This window comes from Streptomyces sp. NPDC088194 (genome assembly GCF_040702025.1).
Taxonomy (GTDB): Bacteria; Actinomycetota; Actinomycetes; order Streptomycetales; family Streptomycetaceae; genus Actinacidiphila.
The window spans coordinates 1-15,480 of sequence record NZ_JBFBIV010000139.1 but is presented as its reverse complement, the minus strand read 5'-3'; the positions used below and the strand labels follow the sequence as shown (position 1 = coordinate 15,480).

Below are 15,480 nucleotides of genomic sequence, written 5' to 3'. Positions count from 1 at the left end.
CGTCGGGGCGGCGGGAGGTGCGCAGGGACCGGCCGAGCAGGTCCGGCAGGCCGGCCTCGGTGTCGTCGGCGGCGTTGAGGTAGTCTGCCTTCGGCGGGGGAGGCGCCCCCATGTGGCGCCTGGCACGCACGCTCGCTTCGTTGTCGGGCCTGTCCGAGCCGGCCCACGACCAGGGCAGTCCTCCGCCTTGCGATCGGGGGCACCTCCCGCGCCGAAGGCTGTGGGGAGCGCCAGACGCCACGGGGCCCCGCCCTCGGTCGGACGGCGCTCCTTCCGCAACACGGCCCAACCGCCGGGCGGGGCGCTCGGCGCGGTGCCCGGTGTGCTGCCCGGCGTGGCGCCGGCGCTCGCAGGTCCGCCCGGGTGCCATGCCTGCGACGGGTCTGGCCAAGGGACCGATGCGGGCATACGGTCCCCTTATGGGCCGTCGCCTCGCCGAAACGGAACGCACCTACGAGACCGGGCCCCGGAACGACCTGCCCGACCTCACCGGGCTGACCGCCGGCACCCGGGCCCTGCCCCCGCTGCGGCTCAACGCCGTCTACTACGACACCGCCCACCTCACCCTCACCTCCCACCGCATCACCCTGCGGCGCCGTGAGGGCGGCGACGACGACGGCTGGCACCTGAAACTCCCCACCGACCGCCCCGACACCCGCACCGAGATCCACGCCCCGCTCGGCGCGCCCGGCACTCCGCCCGAGGACCTGCGCGCCGAGGTCGCCGCGCTCGTCCGGGGCCGTATCCTCACGCCGATCGTCCGGCTGCGCACCGTACGCAGCCGCGTGCTGCTCCTGGACGACCAGGACCGGACCCTCGCCGAGGTCGCCTACGACCAGGTCAACGCGAAGCCGGGGCCGGCCTGGTCCGAGATCGAGGTCGAGCTGTACGCGGGCGACGAGGCTTTGCTGGACGCGGTGGAGCGACGGCTGGGCGACGCCGGGGTGACCCGCTCCGACGCGCCCTCCAAGCTGGTCCGCGCGCTCGGCGGGCGGCGGCCGGAGCCCGCCGTCGGGCGGCCGGAACGGCCGGGGCCCGACGCCACCGCGGGCGCCGTCGCCCTGGCGTACCTGCGCGCGCAGCTCACCGCGATCGTCGCCCTCGATCCGGCCGTCCGGCACGCCGGGGAGGACGCGGTGCACCGGATGCGCGTCGCCACCCGGCGGGCCCGCTCCGCGCTGAAGAGCTTCGGCCACGTCCTGGACCGCGCCGAGACCGATCCGCTCGGCGCCGAACTGAAGTGGCTCGCCGAGGTCCTCGGGGCCGAGCGGGACCGGGAGGTGCTCGCCGCCCGCCTCGCGCGTCGGCTGTCCGAACTCGACCCGGACGACCCGGACGCCCCGAGCGACCGGGGCCCGGCGCTCGACGCGGTGCGCCGGAGGCTGGGGGAGGGACCGCCGGGCGGGACGTGGAACGCCGAGGCGCACGCGGCCGACCCGCACACCGACGTGGTGCGGGCCCTGGACAGCGCCCGCTACTTCGCGCTTCTCGACGCCTTCGACGGGCTGCTGGCCGCGCCCCCGTATCTGCCGGCGGCCGACCGGCCCGCTTCGCAGGTGGTCGCCGACGTGCTCGGGCACGACCGCAGGCGGCTGCGCGGAGCCGTACGGGCCGCGCTCGCGCTGCCGCCCGGCCAGGCGCGGGACGTCGCGCTGCACGAGGCGCGCAAGGCCGCCAAGCGGGCGCGTTACGCGGGGGAGGCGGCCGAACCCGTGCTCGGTGCGGAGGCCGCCGGGTACACCGCGCGGATGAAAGCGCTCCAGCAGCTGCTCGGCGAGCACCAGGACAGCGTGATGTGCCGGGCGGCCGTCGCGCGGGTGCGCGGGCGGGCGGAGGCGGCGGGGGAGGACACGGCACCGTACGAGGCGATCGAGCGTGCCGAGCTGGGGATCGCGGCGCGGGCGGAGGAGCGGTTGCCCGAGGTGTGGGGTGCGGCGGAACGCGAGGGGTGACCTCGAGGGTGCCGGGGCGCGGGACCCGAGGTTCCGAAGCTCGGCGGTCGGGCGGGCCCCGGCCGGGCCGGGCACCTGCCGCGCCTCGGGTACTGTGGAGGGTCACCTTCCCCCCGGCGGTGGTCCGCCGGGGGCGCCCGCAAGATCAGGACACACGAAAGTCGCCGAGATGCCTGTCGAGTCGGTCTTCCCGCGCCTGGAAGCGCTGCTCCCGCACGTACAGAAGCCGATCCAGTACGTCGGCGGTGAACTGAACTCCACCGTCAAGGACTGGGACGCCGCCGATGTGCGGTGGGCGCTGATGTACCCCGACGCGTACGAGGTCGGCCTGCCCAACCAGGGCGTCATGATCCTCTACGAGGTGCTCAACGAGCGCGAGGGCGTGCTCGCCGAGCGCACGTACAGCGTGTGGCCGGACCTGGAAGCGCTGATGCGCGAGCACGAGGTGCCGCAGTTCACCGTCGACGGCCACCGCCCGGTGCGGGCGTTCGACGTCTTCGGGCTCAGCTTCTCCACGGAGCTGGGCTACACCAACATGCTGGCCGCGCTCGACCTCGCCGGCATCCCGCTGGACGCCGCCGACCGCACCGAGGACGACCCGATCGTGCTGGCCGGCGGGCACGCCGCGTTCAACCCCGAGCCGATCGCCGACTTCATCGACGCGGCCGTGATCGGCGACGGCGAGCAGGCCGTGCTCACCATCACCGACCTGGTCAGGCAGTGGAAGGCCGAGGGCCGCCCGGGCGGGCGCGACGAGCTGCTGCTGCGGCTGGCCAGGACCGGCGGGGTGTACGTCCCGCGCTTCTACGACGTGGAGTACCTGCCCGACGGACGGATCTCCCGGGTCGTGCCGAACCGCTCCGGCGTGCCGTGGCGGGTGTCCAAGCACACCGTGATGGACCTGGACGAGTGGCCGTACCCCAAGCAGCCGCTGGTCCCGCTCGCCGAGACCGTGCACGAGCGGATGTCGGTGGAGATCTTCCGCGGCTGCACCCGCGGCTGCCGCTTCTGCCAGGCCGGCATGATCACCCGCCCGGTGCGCGAGCGCTCCATCACCGGCATCGGCGACATGGTCGAGAAGGGGCTGAAGGCGACCGGCTTCGAGGAGGTCGGCCTGCTGTCGCTCTCCTCCGCCGACCACACCGAGATCGCCGACGTCGCGAAGGGCCTCGCCGACCGGTACGAGCAGGACAAGGTCGGGCTGTCGCTGCCCTCCACCCGGGTCGACGCGTTCAACATCGACCTCGCCAACGAGCTGACCCGCAACGGCCGCCGCTCGGGCCTCACCTTCGCGCCGGAGGGCGGCTCCGAGCGCATCCGCAAGGTGATCAACAAGATGGTGTCGGAGGAGGACCTGATCCGCACCGTCGCCACCGCGTACGGCAACGGCTGGCGCCAGGTGAAGCTGTACTTCATGTGCGGGCTGCCCACCGAGACCGACGAGGACGTCCTGCAGATCGCGGACATGGCGCGGAAGGTCATCGCCAAGGGCCGCGAGGTGACCGGGCAGAACGACATCCGCTGCACCGTGTCCATCGGCGGGTTCGTGCCCAAGCCGCACACCCCCTTCCAGTGGGCGCCGCAGCTCGGCGTCGAGGAGACCGACGCGCGGCTGGCCAAGCTGCGCGACGCCATCCGGGGCGACCGCAAGTACAGCCGCAACATCGGTTTCCGCTACCACGACGGCAAGCCCGGGATCATCGAGGGACTGCTCTCCCGCGGTGACCGCCGGGTCGGCGCCGTCATCCGCGCGGTGTACGCCGACGGCGGCCGGTTCGACGGCTGGCGCGAGCACTTCTCCTACGACCGCTGGCTGCGCGCCTGCGACGCGGCCCTGCCGGCGTACGACCTCGACCTCGCCTGGTACACCACCCGCGAGCGCACCGCCGAGGAGGTCCTGCCCTGGGACCACCTCGACTCCGGTCTCGACAAGGACTGGCTGTGGGAGGACTGGCAGGACGCCCTCGACGAGACCGAGGTGGACGACTGCCGCTGGACCCCGTGCTTCGACTGCGGCGTCTGCCCCCAGCTCGACCTCGACATCCAGATCGGCCCCACCGGCAAGAAGCTCCTCCCCCTGACGGTCACCAACTCCTCTGGTCCCAGCGCCTCCTGACCCCGGGGGCCGGCCCGCGCGCTCCGAGCCGGAGTGCCGCGGGTCGGCGACCGCGGGATTCGGCCAATCGGTGCCATCGTTGTCATGGTGGTGGACATGTCAATGGGCGCCGTGCTCTCATGCGTGCTGAGTGCTCCGTTTCCATCGTTGTAAGACGGACGGGTCCGAGGAGGCGTCATGCGTAGGGTGCCGGGGACGCGCAGGGGGGCGGGACCGCTGCTGGTGGCGCTGCTGCTCGCGGTGGCGGCGCTGCTCCAGGGGGTCGGAGCGGCTGGTGCGAGTGCGGTGTCGGCGGCCGACTCCACCCAGGTGTGCGCGCTGTACTGCGACACCCTGGACCCCTCGCAGGCCGCTCAGGAGACCTTCCCGGTGCCGGACCTCACCCTCAACGGCAGGGTGGTGCGGCTGCACGTGGACGACACCGACGGCATGGCGTGGGCGAGCATCGACGGCGGCCAGACCGGCGACTCGGTGTGGCTGGATCGCTCCTGGGACGGCGGCGCCACGTGGGACGGGCTGCTCGGCGAGGCGTCCATCCCGTCGACGTGGACCGGCACCCGCACGCTGATGTACAACCTCTACGACCCGACCGGCCACCGCCGCGCGGTACTGCGCGCCTGCGGCGACGCGCAGGGCGTCGGCTGCACCTCCTGGGCGCACCTGGACGTGTGCGCCGCCGCCTGCGACGGCGCGGGCAGCGCACCCGGCGACACCCAGCCGGTCCCCGCCACGACGCTCAGCGGCCGTACCATCGCGCTGCACATGGACAGTTCGGGCATGGCCTGGGGCACCATCTCCGGCGGCACCGCGGGCGACGAGATCTGGCTCGACCGGTCCTGGGACCAGGGCGCGAGCTGGCCGGACGGCTCCTCCAAGGGCCGTACCAGCACACCGTCGGGCGCCACCGGCACCGCCACGGCGCGCTTCAACACCAGTGACCCGCTGGGGCGGTTGTACGGCGGCGCGGTGCGCGCGTGCGGCCGCGCGGTCGAGGGCGAGAACGGCAGCTGCACGGCCTGGGCGCGCCCGGTGCTGTCCAAAGCGTCGGCCGCCGCGGACGCGCTGATGTACTCCTACGACCCGAACACCGCCTACTGGCCGTCGAGTTGGTGGAACTCGGCGGTCGCGCTGAGCACTGTCATCGACTACATGCGGCAGACCGGCGACACCCGCTACCTGTGGATCGTGCAGCGCACCTTCCAGATCGACAAGGCGTCCTTCCCCGCCGGGGCCCGTAGTTCGGACCCGATCGACGGCGACTTCATCAGCCGCGCCACCGACGACTCCGAGTGGTGGGCGCTGGCCTGGGTGGACGCCTACGACCTCACCGGCGACCGGACGTACCTCGACGAGGCGGTCACCATCGCGAACTACGTCAACGGGCTGTGGGACACCAGTAGTTGCGGTGGCGGGGTGTGGTGGGACCGGGAGCGCACCTACAAGAACGCGGTGACCAACGGGCTGTACGTCCGGCTCACCGCCGAACTGCACGACCGCATCCCGGGCGACACCACGTGGCTGGGCCGGGCCACCACCTCCTGGCAGTGGTTCCAGGACAGCGGTCTGATCAACTCCTCCGGCCTGGTCAACGACGGCATCACCAGCGGCTGCGCGAACAACGGGCAGACCGTGTGGTCCTACAACCAGGGACTGGCCATCGGCGCGGCCGTGGAGATGTACCGCGCCACCGGCGACGCCGCCGACCTCACCACCGCCCGCCGGCTGGCCGACGCCGCCGTGGCCTCGCCCGCGCTGGTCAGCGGCGGTGTGCTCACCGAGTCCTGTGACGCCGGCACGCCCTCCTGCGACGACAACGCCAAGCAGTTCAAGGGCGTCTTCATGCGCTATCTCCAGGACCTGGACTCCGTCACCGGCAACGCCTACGGCTCCTTCGCCGACCAGCAGGCCGACTCGCTGTGGTCCACCGCGCGTGACGGGCTCAACCGCGTGACCGAGGACTGGTCCGGCGGCGGCACCGCGGACTGGCGTACGGAGGCGTCCGCGCTGAGCGCGTTGCTGGCGGCGCCCTGAGCGCACGAGCACACGAGCACACCGCGGTGCGGGCCCGAGTGGCGGGCCCGCACCGTGCCGGGAACTGCCGGGGTCCTCAGCCGTGCGGTCAGCCGTGCGGGGTGAGCCCGCGGACGCCGTCGGTGGAGGGCGCCTCGGCCAGGTGGGCGCCCTCGGCGGACGGCTCGTCCGCCACGTGGGCACCGTCCGCCGGGCGGCCGTCCGTGCCGGCGCCGTCCGTCGCGGCTTCGTCCGCGAGCCGTGTGAGCGTCGAACCTGTCGTCGGGGCCTGCCCGTCCTTGTCGCTGAGCCGGTCGAAGAAGCGCAGCAGCTCCACCGGGAACGGCATCACGAGGGTGCTGTTCTTCTCCGAGGACACGTCCACCACGGTCTGGAGCAGGCGCAGTTGGAGGGCACCGGGGGTGTCGGCCATGGTCGCCGCGGCGTCGGTGAGGCGCTGCGACGCCTGGAACTCGCCGTCGGCGGCGATGACACGGGCACGCCGTTCACGTTCGGCCTCGGCCTGCTTGGACATCGACCGCATCATCGACTCGGGCAGCGCGATGTCCTTGATCTCGACCCGCTCGATCCGCAGCCCCCAGGGCCCCTCGGTCGGGGCGTCCATCACGTTCTTCAGCTCGGCGTTGACCTGGACGCGGTCGGAGAGCAGCGTGTCGAGGTCCGCGCGGCCGATCACCGACCGCAGCGAGGTCTGCGCGATCTGCGAGACCGCGGCGGGGTAGTTGGTCACGTTGACCAGTGCCTTGACCGGGTCGACCACGCGGAAGTAGACGACCGCGTCCACGGTCAGCGTCACGTTGTCCGCGGTGATCGCGCCCTGCGGTGACACGCCGAACACCTCGGTCTGGATGGACACCTTCCGCATCCGGTCGCCGATCGGCCGGATCAGCCGCAGGCCCGGCTCGCGGATCTCCGGCAGCAGCCGGCCGAACCGGAACACCACGCCTTTCTCGTACTGCTGCACGTTGCGGACGCTCAGCGCCAGCAGCATCAGGACGATGACGGCGATGACGATCAACGCCGTGACCAGGGCGACCATGGCAGTCACATCCTCGATGGGTCGAGACGACCACCGAAAGCGGCAGCAATCATGTCATATGTGCACGAAATACCCTCGGCACGTTCGACTTTACTCCTCGCGAGGGCGCCGCGACCGGCCCGTTCAGCGCGCGGGTGCGGCCCCGGGCGGGGACTCGGCCATCAGCCGGCGGGCCTCGTCGGGAGCCGTGCCCGGCGGGACGACCAGCAGGTCGCAGCGGCCCACGCCGTAGGAGACCAGCCGGATGGTGTGGCGGTCGGGATCGGCCGGGGATCGGGTGATGTGCACGGTCCGGCCGTCGGGCAGTTCCAGGGACTCGGGCCGGTGGCGCCACATCGAGCGGCTGACCGTGACGCGCCCGATGCCGGGCCAGCGTTCCTCCAGCGCCGCCAGCAGGCCGGGCAGACAGTCGCCGAGGTCGTGCGAGCGCGGCCACCAGACGCCGTCGAGCCGCTGCGGCCCGGCGGCCGACCCGGTCAGCGCGAGGCGGACGGGCTCTTCCGCCGGGGGGTCGCGTGGCGGGTTCGGGTAGGTCACGTCCGCGCCGGGGCGGGGAAGGGCGCGGCCTGTGGTCATGTCACGCTCCAGGTTCGTGGTCGCGCCAGACCGGGAAGGGGCCGGCGGGCACCGCGTCCGGGGAGGCGGACGGCGGCAGGTCGTGGGGCGGCGGGAGGCCGTCGTCGCCGGGGCGCTCCTCGGGGGGTTCCCGCCAGGGGAAGTCGGCGGCGGGCTGGACCTCGGCGCCTGCCTCGGCGCCGGCCGGCGGGCCGTCCTCGATGTGCGGTGCGGGACCGCCGTCGCGCTGCTCGCCCGCCTGTCTGCGGAGCACCCACACGCCCGCGACGGCCACGACCGCGATCACTGCGAGGGCTATGGCGATGGTCATCGGTGTTTCACCTCGCCGCGCGGTGCCCGTACGACGACGGCGGACCGCGCTCGACCGTTCCGACGGCGGCGCCGGCGCGAGTGCCCGCGCACGAAATGCCTCCGGTACTCCCACGGTACCCCGCACGGGACCGATAAGTTCTGGCCATGGCTTACGACAGACCGCGGCCGCCGGGCGTGCCACGGGCTCCGCAGGGCCCCCAGGGGCAGGGCGACGGCTGCGTCGCCGCCGTCGTCCGGATACCCGTGCGCATCGTCGCGTTCGTCGTCGTGCTGCCGCTGAAACTGCTGTGGGACGCGCTGGCCTGGGTGTGCCGGGCGCTGTGGCAGTACGTCCTGTACCCGCCGCTGCGCGCGTTCGGCCTGCTGCTCTCCGCGATCTGGCGCCATGTCCTGGTGCCGGTCGGCCGGGTGCTGATCGTGATCCCCGCCGTGTGGCTGTGGACCTACGTGCTGTTCCCGGTGCTGCGGGCGATCGGCCTGGCCGTGTCGTTCGTGGTGCGCTGGGTGCTGGTCCTGCCGGTGGTGGCGCTGTGGCGCTACGGGCTGCGGTGGGTCGTGATCGGCCTGGCCTGGCTGCTGGAGCACCTCCTTGTGGTGCCGCTGGTCTTCCTGTGGCAGAAGGCGCTGGTGCCGGTCGGGCGGGAGATCGGTGCGGCGATCGCGGCCGCCTGGCAGGCGGGGGCGTATGTGGCCCGGCTGATCGGCCGCGGCATCGGCTGGTTCTTCCGGGTGCTGGTCTTCCTGCCGGTGGTCGCGCTGTGGCGCTACGGGCTGCGGTGGGTCGTGATCGGCCTGGCCTGGCTGCTGGAGCACCTCCTTGTGGTGCCGCTGGTCTTCCTGTGGCAGAAGGCGCTGGTGCCGGTCGGGCGGGAGATCGGTGCGGCGATCGCGGCCGCCTGGCAGGCGGGGGCGGATGTGGCCCGGCTGATCGGCCGCGGCATCGGCTGGTTCTTCCGGGTGCTGGTCTTCCTGCCGGTCGCCTTCGTCTGGCGCTACACCGGGGCGCCGGTCTTCCGCGTGATCGGCGCGGTGCTCCGCTTCGTCCGCCGGGAGATCCTGCACCCGGTCCGGGTCGCGCTGGCCGACGCCCGGCGGGCCGTCGGGTCCGCGCTGTTCGGCACCCCGCGGCAGGCGCCGCCACCCCTGCCGCCTCCGCCGCCCGCGCCCGGCGGCGGCTTCGGGCCGCCACCGGACATGAGCAAGTAGGCCGCGTGGCAAGCGGAGTGATGGTTCGTCAATTCCGCTTCCCCGCAAGGCTATTCGGGGTCAGTCCGCGACCGGGGTGAGGCCGAGCCGGACGTGGTCGATCGCCCAGTACCAGTTGTTGCCGGCGTCGAACATCCGGAACTTCAGCGTCACCGCGGCCGCCCCGGCCGGCACCGCGATCTTCCGGGTGATCAACTGGTTCTCCGCGTCGCCGCCGGCGTTGTCGTTGCCGGTGGCGGCGCCGCTGTAGGTGAGCAGCACCGTCTCCTCGCCGGTGTCGAACGCGGCCGTGACCGTGGCGGTCTGCGGCGCCTCCTGCCGGTAGTGCGAGTCGAAGCCGAGGTACAACTCCGCCGTACCGGACGGGATCGCGACCGCGGGCGAGCTGAGCGTGGAGTCGAACCGCCCCTTCGACGACGGTGATCCGGTGTCGTCCCAGTCGTCGGGGTCGGCGACCGCGACGATGCCCAGCCCGCGGGTGAAGTTCCCGCGGTCCTGGCTGTCGGACGCGAGCCAGAACCGCTTGGTCATGAACGACCAGCCCTGCTCCTCCGCGGTGCCCTGCGGCATGCCCGGCGCGTTCGTCACCGACCAGCCGGCCGGCGGGGTCGCGGTCCAGCCGAGCACGCCCGCCGGCACGTTCAGGTTCACCGCCGGCTTCAACTGCCCGGCCAGCGACTCGAAGTCCTCCCCGAGCAGGTAGCCCTTCATCGAGGGCGCGGTGCGCGCGGCGACCTCGCCGTCCGCGAGCGCCACCCGCGATCCGGCCCGGCCGCGTACGTTCGCCAGCACCCGTGCGGTGGTACCGGACGGCAGCGCGGCCGGCGCGGTGACCTGCCAGCGCACCGTGGCCGAGGCGCCGCGCGCGAGCCGCTGCGGCGGGGCGGCGAGCGTGCGCACCGACCAGCCGGTCGGCACCACCAGCGCGGCCTCGATCCGGTCGACCGCCGCGTCCGGCGCGGTGAGCACCGCCGACACCGTGGCCGGGGTGCCCGGCACCACCACCGGCTCGTCGACCGTGGTCGAGCCGGAGGCGAGCGCGACCTCGGCGACGAGCGCGTCCGGCAGCCCCATCGCCGGGTCGGTGACGCCCTGCCGTCCGTCGGCCAGCCGCCCGGCCGCCCGGCGCAGCCAGAACAGGTCGTCCCCGGCGCCGACCGCCACGTCGTACCAGCCCTCGCGGGCCACCGGCAGCGTCACCGTACGGGTCCGGCCGCCGTCGATCCGCACCTCGTGGGTGCCGCCGCCGTACGCGAGGTCGCCGACGGTGAAGGTGCGGGCGCGGCGGCCGCCGTTGCGCAGCTCGACCCGCAGCTCGCGGCGGTGGACGTCCTCGGTGAACACCGCCTCCGACGTGTCGCCCTGGCCGCCGCGGAAGTGCCACAGCGAGCCGTTGGGGCCGTGCACCCGCAGGTCGTAGCCGTCGGCGCCGACCTTCCAGGAGTCCGACAGCCGCTTGCGGGCGCCGACGGTGAAGAACCGCGGCTTCACCCCGGGCGCCGGGTAGGCGGCGAACACCGCGGCCTGCGTACCGGAGTTGGCGTAGTCCAGCTCCAGAGCGCCGCCGCGCAGCCGCCCCCGGGTGCTCAGCGTGTACGGCACCGCGCGCGCGGTGCGGGTGCCGCGCGCCTGCACCGGCCGCACCTGCGGGCTCGGCACGGTCGGCGCGGGCAGCTTGCCGGTGTCGGTGACCTTCTGCCGGTTGCCGCTGGTGTCCGGCAGCGACGGCCACCGCGGCTCGTCGCCGGAGAAGTCGAAGGCCGAGGTGAGGTCGCCGGTCACCGCGCGCCGCCAGGCGCTGATGTTCGGCTCGTGCACCCCGAACCGCCGTTCCAGGAACTTGATCACGGAGGTGTGGTCGAAGACGGTCGAGTCGACCGCGCCGCCGCGGGTCCACGGCGAGGCCACGATCATCGGCACCCGCAGGCCGAGCCCCAGCGGGAACGGCCCCGCGGTCACGGTCTCCCCGGCGGGCAGGTTCGGCGACCAGCTCAGGGTGCCGTCGGTGGCCGCGACCCGGTAGCGGCCGCGCTGGTCCACCACCCGGTAGAAGGTGCTGCCGCCCTTGGCCACCCGCACCACGACCTCGCCGTCGGTGGAGACCGTCGAGTCACCGCGGCCGGCCGCGAGCGGCGGCACCGGCGGCAGCAGGTGGTCGAAGAAGCCGCCGTGCTCGTCGTAGGTGAGGAAGAACGCGGTCTTCGCCCACACCTCGGGCTTCGCGGCCAGCGCCGCCAGCAGCCGCGCGGTCAGGTTCTCGCCGTCCGGCGGCGCGTAGCTGGCGTGCTCCGACAGCGCGGCCGGCGCCACCAGCCAGGACACCTGCGGCAGCGCGTCCGCGGCCACGTCGGCGCCGAACGCCGCCACCAGCGCGTCGCCCATCGCCCACGGGTTGCCGGCGTTCGCCGCGTCACCGGCCCGGGCCAGACCGCGGTCGTACAGCGGCTGGCCGGGCTTCGCCTGGTGGAAGGCGGAGAACCAGGCGAGCGCGTTGTCGTCGAAGTTCTCCTGCGCCTGGTAGGTCTTCCAGCTGATCCCGGCCGCCTGCAGCCGCTCCGCGTACGTCGTCCACTCGTAGCCGGCGGACACCTCGGTGTTGTCGATGACCGGGAACTCGCGGAGGCTGCCGCCGCTGGTGCCGGTCATGAAGTGCTCGCGGTTGGGGTTGGTGCTGGTCTCGATCGAGGCGTGGTAGTTGTCGCAGATGGTGAAGACCGAGGCGAGCGCGTTGTAGAAGGGCATGTCGGCGGGGGCGTAGTAGCCCTGGCCGAGCCGGCCGCTGTCGCGCCGGGTGACGTAGCCGTCGCCGATGCCGTCGTTGCGGGCGTTCATGCTGTCGCCGTAGCCGAACGCGGCAGCGCCCTGCTGGTAGGCGCTGGTGTGGGCGGCGTCCATCGCGAACGGTGCCAGGTAGCCCTCGGGGCGGGAGGGGTCCGGCTGGTCCCAGACGGGCCGGCCGTTGACGCCGCGCACGGCGGTGCGGTCCCCGTAGCCGCGGACGCCGGCCATGGTGCCGAAGTAGTGGTCGAAGGCGCGGTTCTCCTGCATGAGGACCACGACGTGCTGGATGTCCTCCAGCCGGCCGGGGCGGGCGGGTGCGGCGAGCGCCTGCCGCACGCTGATCGGCAACGCGGTCAGCGCGGCCGCGCCGGCGGCGCCGCCGAGCAGCGCGCGGCGGGACACGAAGGGGGAGGTCACGGGCTGGGCTCCTTGCTGGGTGGGTACGCGGGCGGCGGCGAGCGGGTGCGGACGGGATACCCGCCGCCCGGAATTTGGGTCCAGACCCGTTATGAATACGAGACCATGATGGCGAGGGAGGGAGCGCGGGATGAACAGCGGCGGAAGCCGCGCGGGTCGGTGGGCGGCGGGCGGGGGCGCCGGGCACCGGATGGGGCGGGCGGGGGAGCAGGTGTACGGGAGGCGTCGTCGCGACCGCGGGCGGGCGGTTGTCCACAGGCCGGATCGCGGGCGGCGCGGGGCCTGTGGCATGCGGCGTAACCTTGGAGGTGCAGGGACGCCCGGGTGCGCCGGAATGGGCACGCGGGCGCGTGGTACACGACCCGACACGAAGGACTGAGCGACACTGGGCAAGCGACAGCCAGAGGGCCCGCCGCCGGCACCGGCGGTGCAGCGCATCCGCCTGCGGTACACCAAGCGCGGCCGCCTCCGGTTCACCAGCCACCGCGACTTCCAGCGCGCCTTCGAGCGGGCCCTGCGCCGCGCCGAGGTGCCGATGGCGTACTCGGCCGGGTTCACCCCGCATCCGAAGGTGTCATACGCGAACGCCGCGCCGACAGGCGTCGGCAGCGAGGCGGAGTATCTGGAGATCGCGCTCGCCGCACCGCGCGACCCCGAGCAACTCCGGCTGCTGCTCGACGAGTCGCTGCCCACCGGCCTCGACGTCATCGAGGCGGTCGACGCCCGCACGTCGGGCCTGGCCGAGCGGCTGGAGGCGTCGGTGTGGCAGCTCAGGCTCGACGGCGTCGAGCCCGACGAGGCCCGCCGGGCCGTCGCCGCGTTCCTCGCCGCCGAGACCGTGGAAGTACAGCGCACCACCAAGAACGGCGTCCGCACCTTCGACTGCCGGGCCGCCGTCGCGCGGTTCGAGGTCGTCTCCGCGGCCGACGCGGCGGCCGGTGCGGCGGACACGGACGCGGCAGATCCGGGTCCCGGCGCGCCGCGGAGCGGCGCCTGTGCGATACTGCGCCTGGTTGTACGACACCTGACACCTGCCGTGCGACCCGACGACGTACTGTCCGGCCTCCATGCGACGGCCGACCTCGCGCCGCCGGTCCCCGTAGCGGTGACCAGGCTGGCGCAGGGGCCGCTCGACGAGGAGTCCGGCACGGTCACCGACCCGCTCGCGCCAGATCGCGACGCTGTGGCGGTACCTGCCGGTTCCGCCTAGGTACGGCGTCGACGCGTTGCCGACGCACCAGGGAGCCACCCGGGTCCGGCGACGCTGACCACACGAGACTTTCGTCGGCCCCCCACCGGGGCGGGCCGATGAGCGAGACAGCAGCCCCCGTGCGGCGCCCGCGCCCCCGGAGGACGGCCACCGCGACCCAAGCGGCCCGCCGACCCCGGAACTCCAGGCGCGGCGCCCGGGGGCACGACGGGAGCACTGCCCGAATGCCCGACAACGACGAGACCACCCCGGGTTCCACCCCGGACACCACTTCCTCCGGCGCCGCGGCCGACGAGAGCGCGGCACCCCGCCGCCGCCGTCGCGCCGCGTCCCGCCCGGCGGGCCCGCCCGGAGCGGACACCGCCACCGACACGTCCGGCGCCGCAGGCACGGAAGAGGCGGCCCCGGCCGCACCCCGCCGCCGCGCCACCCGCAAGACCGCCGCCGCGGCCCCGGCCGAGGAGACCCCGGCCGCGGAGGCCGCTCCCACGGAGAGCAAGCCTGCTGCCGAGGGTGAGGCGGAGGCCGCTCCGGCGCGTCCGCGTCGTCGTGCCACGCGTAAGGCGACGGCTCCGGCGGGTGCGCCTGCCGCTGCCGAGGAGACCCCGGCCGCCGAGGCCGCTCCCACGGAGGACAAGCCCGCTGCCGAGGGTGAGGCGGAGGCCGCTCCGGCGCGTCCGCGTCGTCGTGCCACGCGTAAGGCGACCGCTCCGGCGGGTGCGCCTGCCGCTGCCGAGGAGACCCCGGCCGCCGAGACGGTGACCGCCCCGGCCGCCGCCACCCCCGCCACCCCCGCCGCCGCGGAGGAGAGCGCGCCCGCCGCCGACGAGAGCGCGGCGCCCGCCCGCCCGCGCCGCCGCGCCACCCGCAAGGCGACCGCGCCCGCGGGTACCCCGGCCCCGGCCCCGGCCGAGGAGGCCGAGACCCCGGCCGCCCCCGCGACCCCCGCAGCGGAGGCCCCCGCCAGCGCCCCCGCCGACGAGGCCCCCGCCGCCCCCGCGCGCACCCGCCGCCGGGCCACCCGCGGCTCCGCCGCTCCCGCGCCGGCCCCCGAGCCCGCCCCGGAGCAGGCGCCCGCACCGGCTGCCGCACCGGCACCCGCGCCGGCCGCCGACGAGCAGCAGAGCGGCGGCCGTTCCCGCCGCCGCGGCCGCAAGGGCGCCGCCGTACCGACCTTCTCCGCCGGCGACGGCCTGCGGCGGCTGAAGCCCGGCGCGCTCGCGCCCCGCGAGGACGCCACCGGCCACCACCCGTACACCGGCCGGGCGCTGCGCGACGGTGACGGCTGGGGCGTCGAGATCGACGACGCGTACGAGATCCGCGGCTACGGCGAGACCGTCGCCGACGCGACCGCCGAGGCCGCCGACGCCCTCGCCGCGGCCTTCGGGATTCCCGTCGAGTCCATCACGATCGACGTGCGCACCGAGACCGCCGAGACCAGCGGCGCGCCCGCGGCCGACGCCGCCGCCGAGCCCGCCGAGGAGGCGCCCACCCGCGGCCGCCGCCGCGCCACCCGCCCGGCCGTCGCGGTCTTCCAGCCGCCGGTGTTCCAGGCCCCCGAGGCCGGCGCCCCCGCGGAGGCCGCACCCGCCGCTGCCGCCGAGCCGGCCGCGACCTCCGACGAGAGCGCGGAGGCCGACACCGAGGCCGACGACGACCGCACCCCCCGGCGCCGTCGCCGCCGTCGCGGCACCGCCCCCGAGCAGTCGCCCGCCGTGGCCGACGAGCAGGAGGCCGAGCCCGCGCGGGCCTGCCGGCGTTCCAGTCCGGGAACGCCCGGATCTTCAGCGGCATCACCTTGGTCAGGTCCCAGGAGGTGTCCCAGGTCTTGACGACCTTC

Annotated in this window: 10 protein-coding genes; 6 read left to right on the top strand and 4 right to left on the bottom strand. The window is 74.5% G+C overall.

All coding sequences use genetic code 11. From position 1 onward, the window contains the following. Positions 1-419 precede the first annotated feature (419 nt). The 3 genes from AB0399_RS38020 to AB0399_RS38010 all read left to right on the top strand — a co-directional run bounded on the left by AB0399_RS38020 (position 420) and on the right by AB0399_RS38010 (position 6,099). On the top strand, positions 420-1,952 hold the full coding sequence (locus tag AB0399_RS38020) for a CYTH and CHAD domain-containing protein (RefSeq protein WP_366414391.1): 1,533 nt from the start codon (positions 420-422) through the stop codon (positions 1,950-1,952). A gap of 169 nt (positions 1,953-2,121) precedes the next feature. After that, positions 2,122-4,068, top strand: a complete 1,947-nt coding sequence (locus AB0399_RS38015; protein WP_329369420.1) for a TIGR03960 family B12-binding radical SAM protein — start codon at positions 2,122-2,124, stop codon at positions 4,066-4,068. A 177-nt stretch (positions 4,069-4,245) separates the two neighbouring features. Continuing rightward, positions 4,246-6,099 carry a glycoside hydrolase family 76 protein gene (locus AB0399_RS38010; RefSeq protein ID WP_329369421.1) on the top strand — a complete coding sequence of 618 codons (1,854 nt, stop codon included), beginning with the start codon at positions 4,246-4,248 and terminating at the stop codon, positions 6,097-6,099. Between the two features lie 88 nt (positions 6,100-6,187). Here the strand turns inward: AB0399_RS38010 and AB0399_RS38005 are convergent, their stop codons facing one another. The 3 genes from AB0399_RS38005 to AB0399_RS37995 all read right to left on the bottom strand — a co-directional run bounded on the left by AB0399_RS38005 (position 6,188) and on the right by AB0399_RS37995 (position 8,024). Next, positions 6,188-7,138: an SPFH domain-containing protein gene (locus tag AB0399_RS38005; protein WP_366414390.1), complete on the bottom strand. Its 951-nt coding sequence runs from the start codon at positions 7,136-7,138 to the stop codon at positions 6,188-6,190. A 123-nt stretch (positions 7,139-7,261) separates the two neighbouring features. Then, the gene (locus AB0399_RS38000; protein WP_366414389.1) at positions 7,262-7,714 is read right to left on the bottom strand and encodes a DUF5994 family protein; all 453 of its coding nucleotides are present in this window, start codon (positions 7,712-7,714) and stop codon (positions 7,262-7,264) included. 1 nt (position 7,715) lies between these two features. After that, complete coding sequence (locus tag AB0399_RS37995; RefSeq protein ID WP_366414388.1) at positions 7,716-8,024, bottom strand: hypothetical protein; 309 nt, start codon at positions 8,022-8,024, stop codon at positions 7,716-7,718. A 146-nt stretch (positions 8,025-8,170) separates the two neighbouring features. Here AB0399_RS37995 and AB0399_RS37990 point away from each other — a divergent pair, with 146 nt between their 5' ends. Next, positions 8,171-9,232 carry a hypothetical protein gene (locus AB0399_RS37990; RefSeq protein ID WP_366414387.1) on the top strand — a complete coding sequence of 354 codons (1,062 nt, stop codon included), beginning with the start codon at positions 8,171-8,173 and terminating at the stop codon, positions 9,230-9,232. Between the two features lie 60 nt (positions 9,233-9,292). On the opposite strand, the gene AB0399_RS37985 is transcribed toward AB0399_RS37990, so the two are convergent. After that, on the bottom strand, positions 9,293-12,430 hold the full coding sequence (locus tag AB0399_RS37985; RefSeq protein WP_366414386.1) for a phosphocholine-specific phospholipase C: 3,138 nt from the start codon (positions 12,428-12,430) through the stop codon (positions 9,293-9,295). Positions 12,431-12,857: 427 nt separating this feature from the next. Between AB0399_RS37985 and AB0399_RS37980 the strand changes: the two genes are divergently transcribed. Both AB0399_RS37980 and AB0399_RS37975 read left to right on the top strand, forming a co-directional pair. Then, a complete protein-coding gene (locus tag AB0399_RS37980) occupies positions 12,858-13,640 on the top strand; it encodes a TIGR03936 family radical SAM-associated protein (RefSeq protein WP_329369432.1) in 783 nt (260 codons plus the stop codon). 224 nt (positions 13,641-13,864) lie between these two features. Then, positions 13,865-15,472, top strand: a complete 1,608-nt coding sequence (locus tag AB0399_RS37975; RefSeq protein ID WP_366414385.1) for a hypothetical protein — start codon at positions 13,865-13,867, stop codon at positions 15,470-15,472. Positions 15,473-15,480 lie beyond the last annotated feature (8 nt).

Coding starts and splice junctions, on each gene's coding strand:
- AB0399_RS38015 (WP_329369420.1), top strand. CDS start 2,122: ATGCCTGTCGAGTCGGTCTTCCCGCGCCTGGAAGCGCTGCTCCCGCAC.
- AB0399_RS38020 (WP_366414391.1), top strand. CDS start 420: ATGGGCCGTCGCCTCGCCGAAACGGAACGCACCTACGAGACCGGGCCC.
- AB0399_RS38000 (WP_366414389.1), bottom strand. CDS start 7,714: ATGACCACAGGCCGCGCCCTTCCCCGCCCCGGCGCGGACGTGACCTAC.
- AB0399_RS37995 (WP_366414388.1), bottom strand. CDS start 8,024: ATGACCATCGCCATAGCCCTCGCAGTGATCGCGGTCGTGGCCGTCGCG.
- AB0399_RS37990 (WP_366414387.1), top strand. CDS start 8,171: ATGGCTTACGACAGACCGCGGCCGCCGGGCGTGCCACGGGCTCCGCAG.
- AB0399_RS38010 (WP_329369421.1), top strand. CDS start 4,246: ATGCGTAGGGTGCCGGGGACGCGCAGGGGGGCGGGACCGCTGCTGGTG.
- AB0399_RS37975 (WP_366414385.1), top strand. CDS start 13,865: ATGCCCGACAACGACGAGACCACCCCGGGTTCCACCCCGGACACCACT.
- AB0399_RS38005 (WP_366414390.1), bottom strand. CDS start 7,138: ATGGTCGCCCTGGTCACGGCGTTGATCGTCATCGCCGTCATCGTCCTG.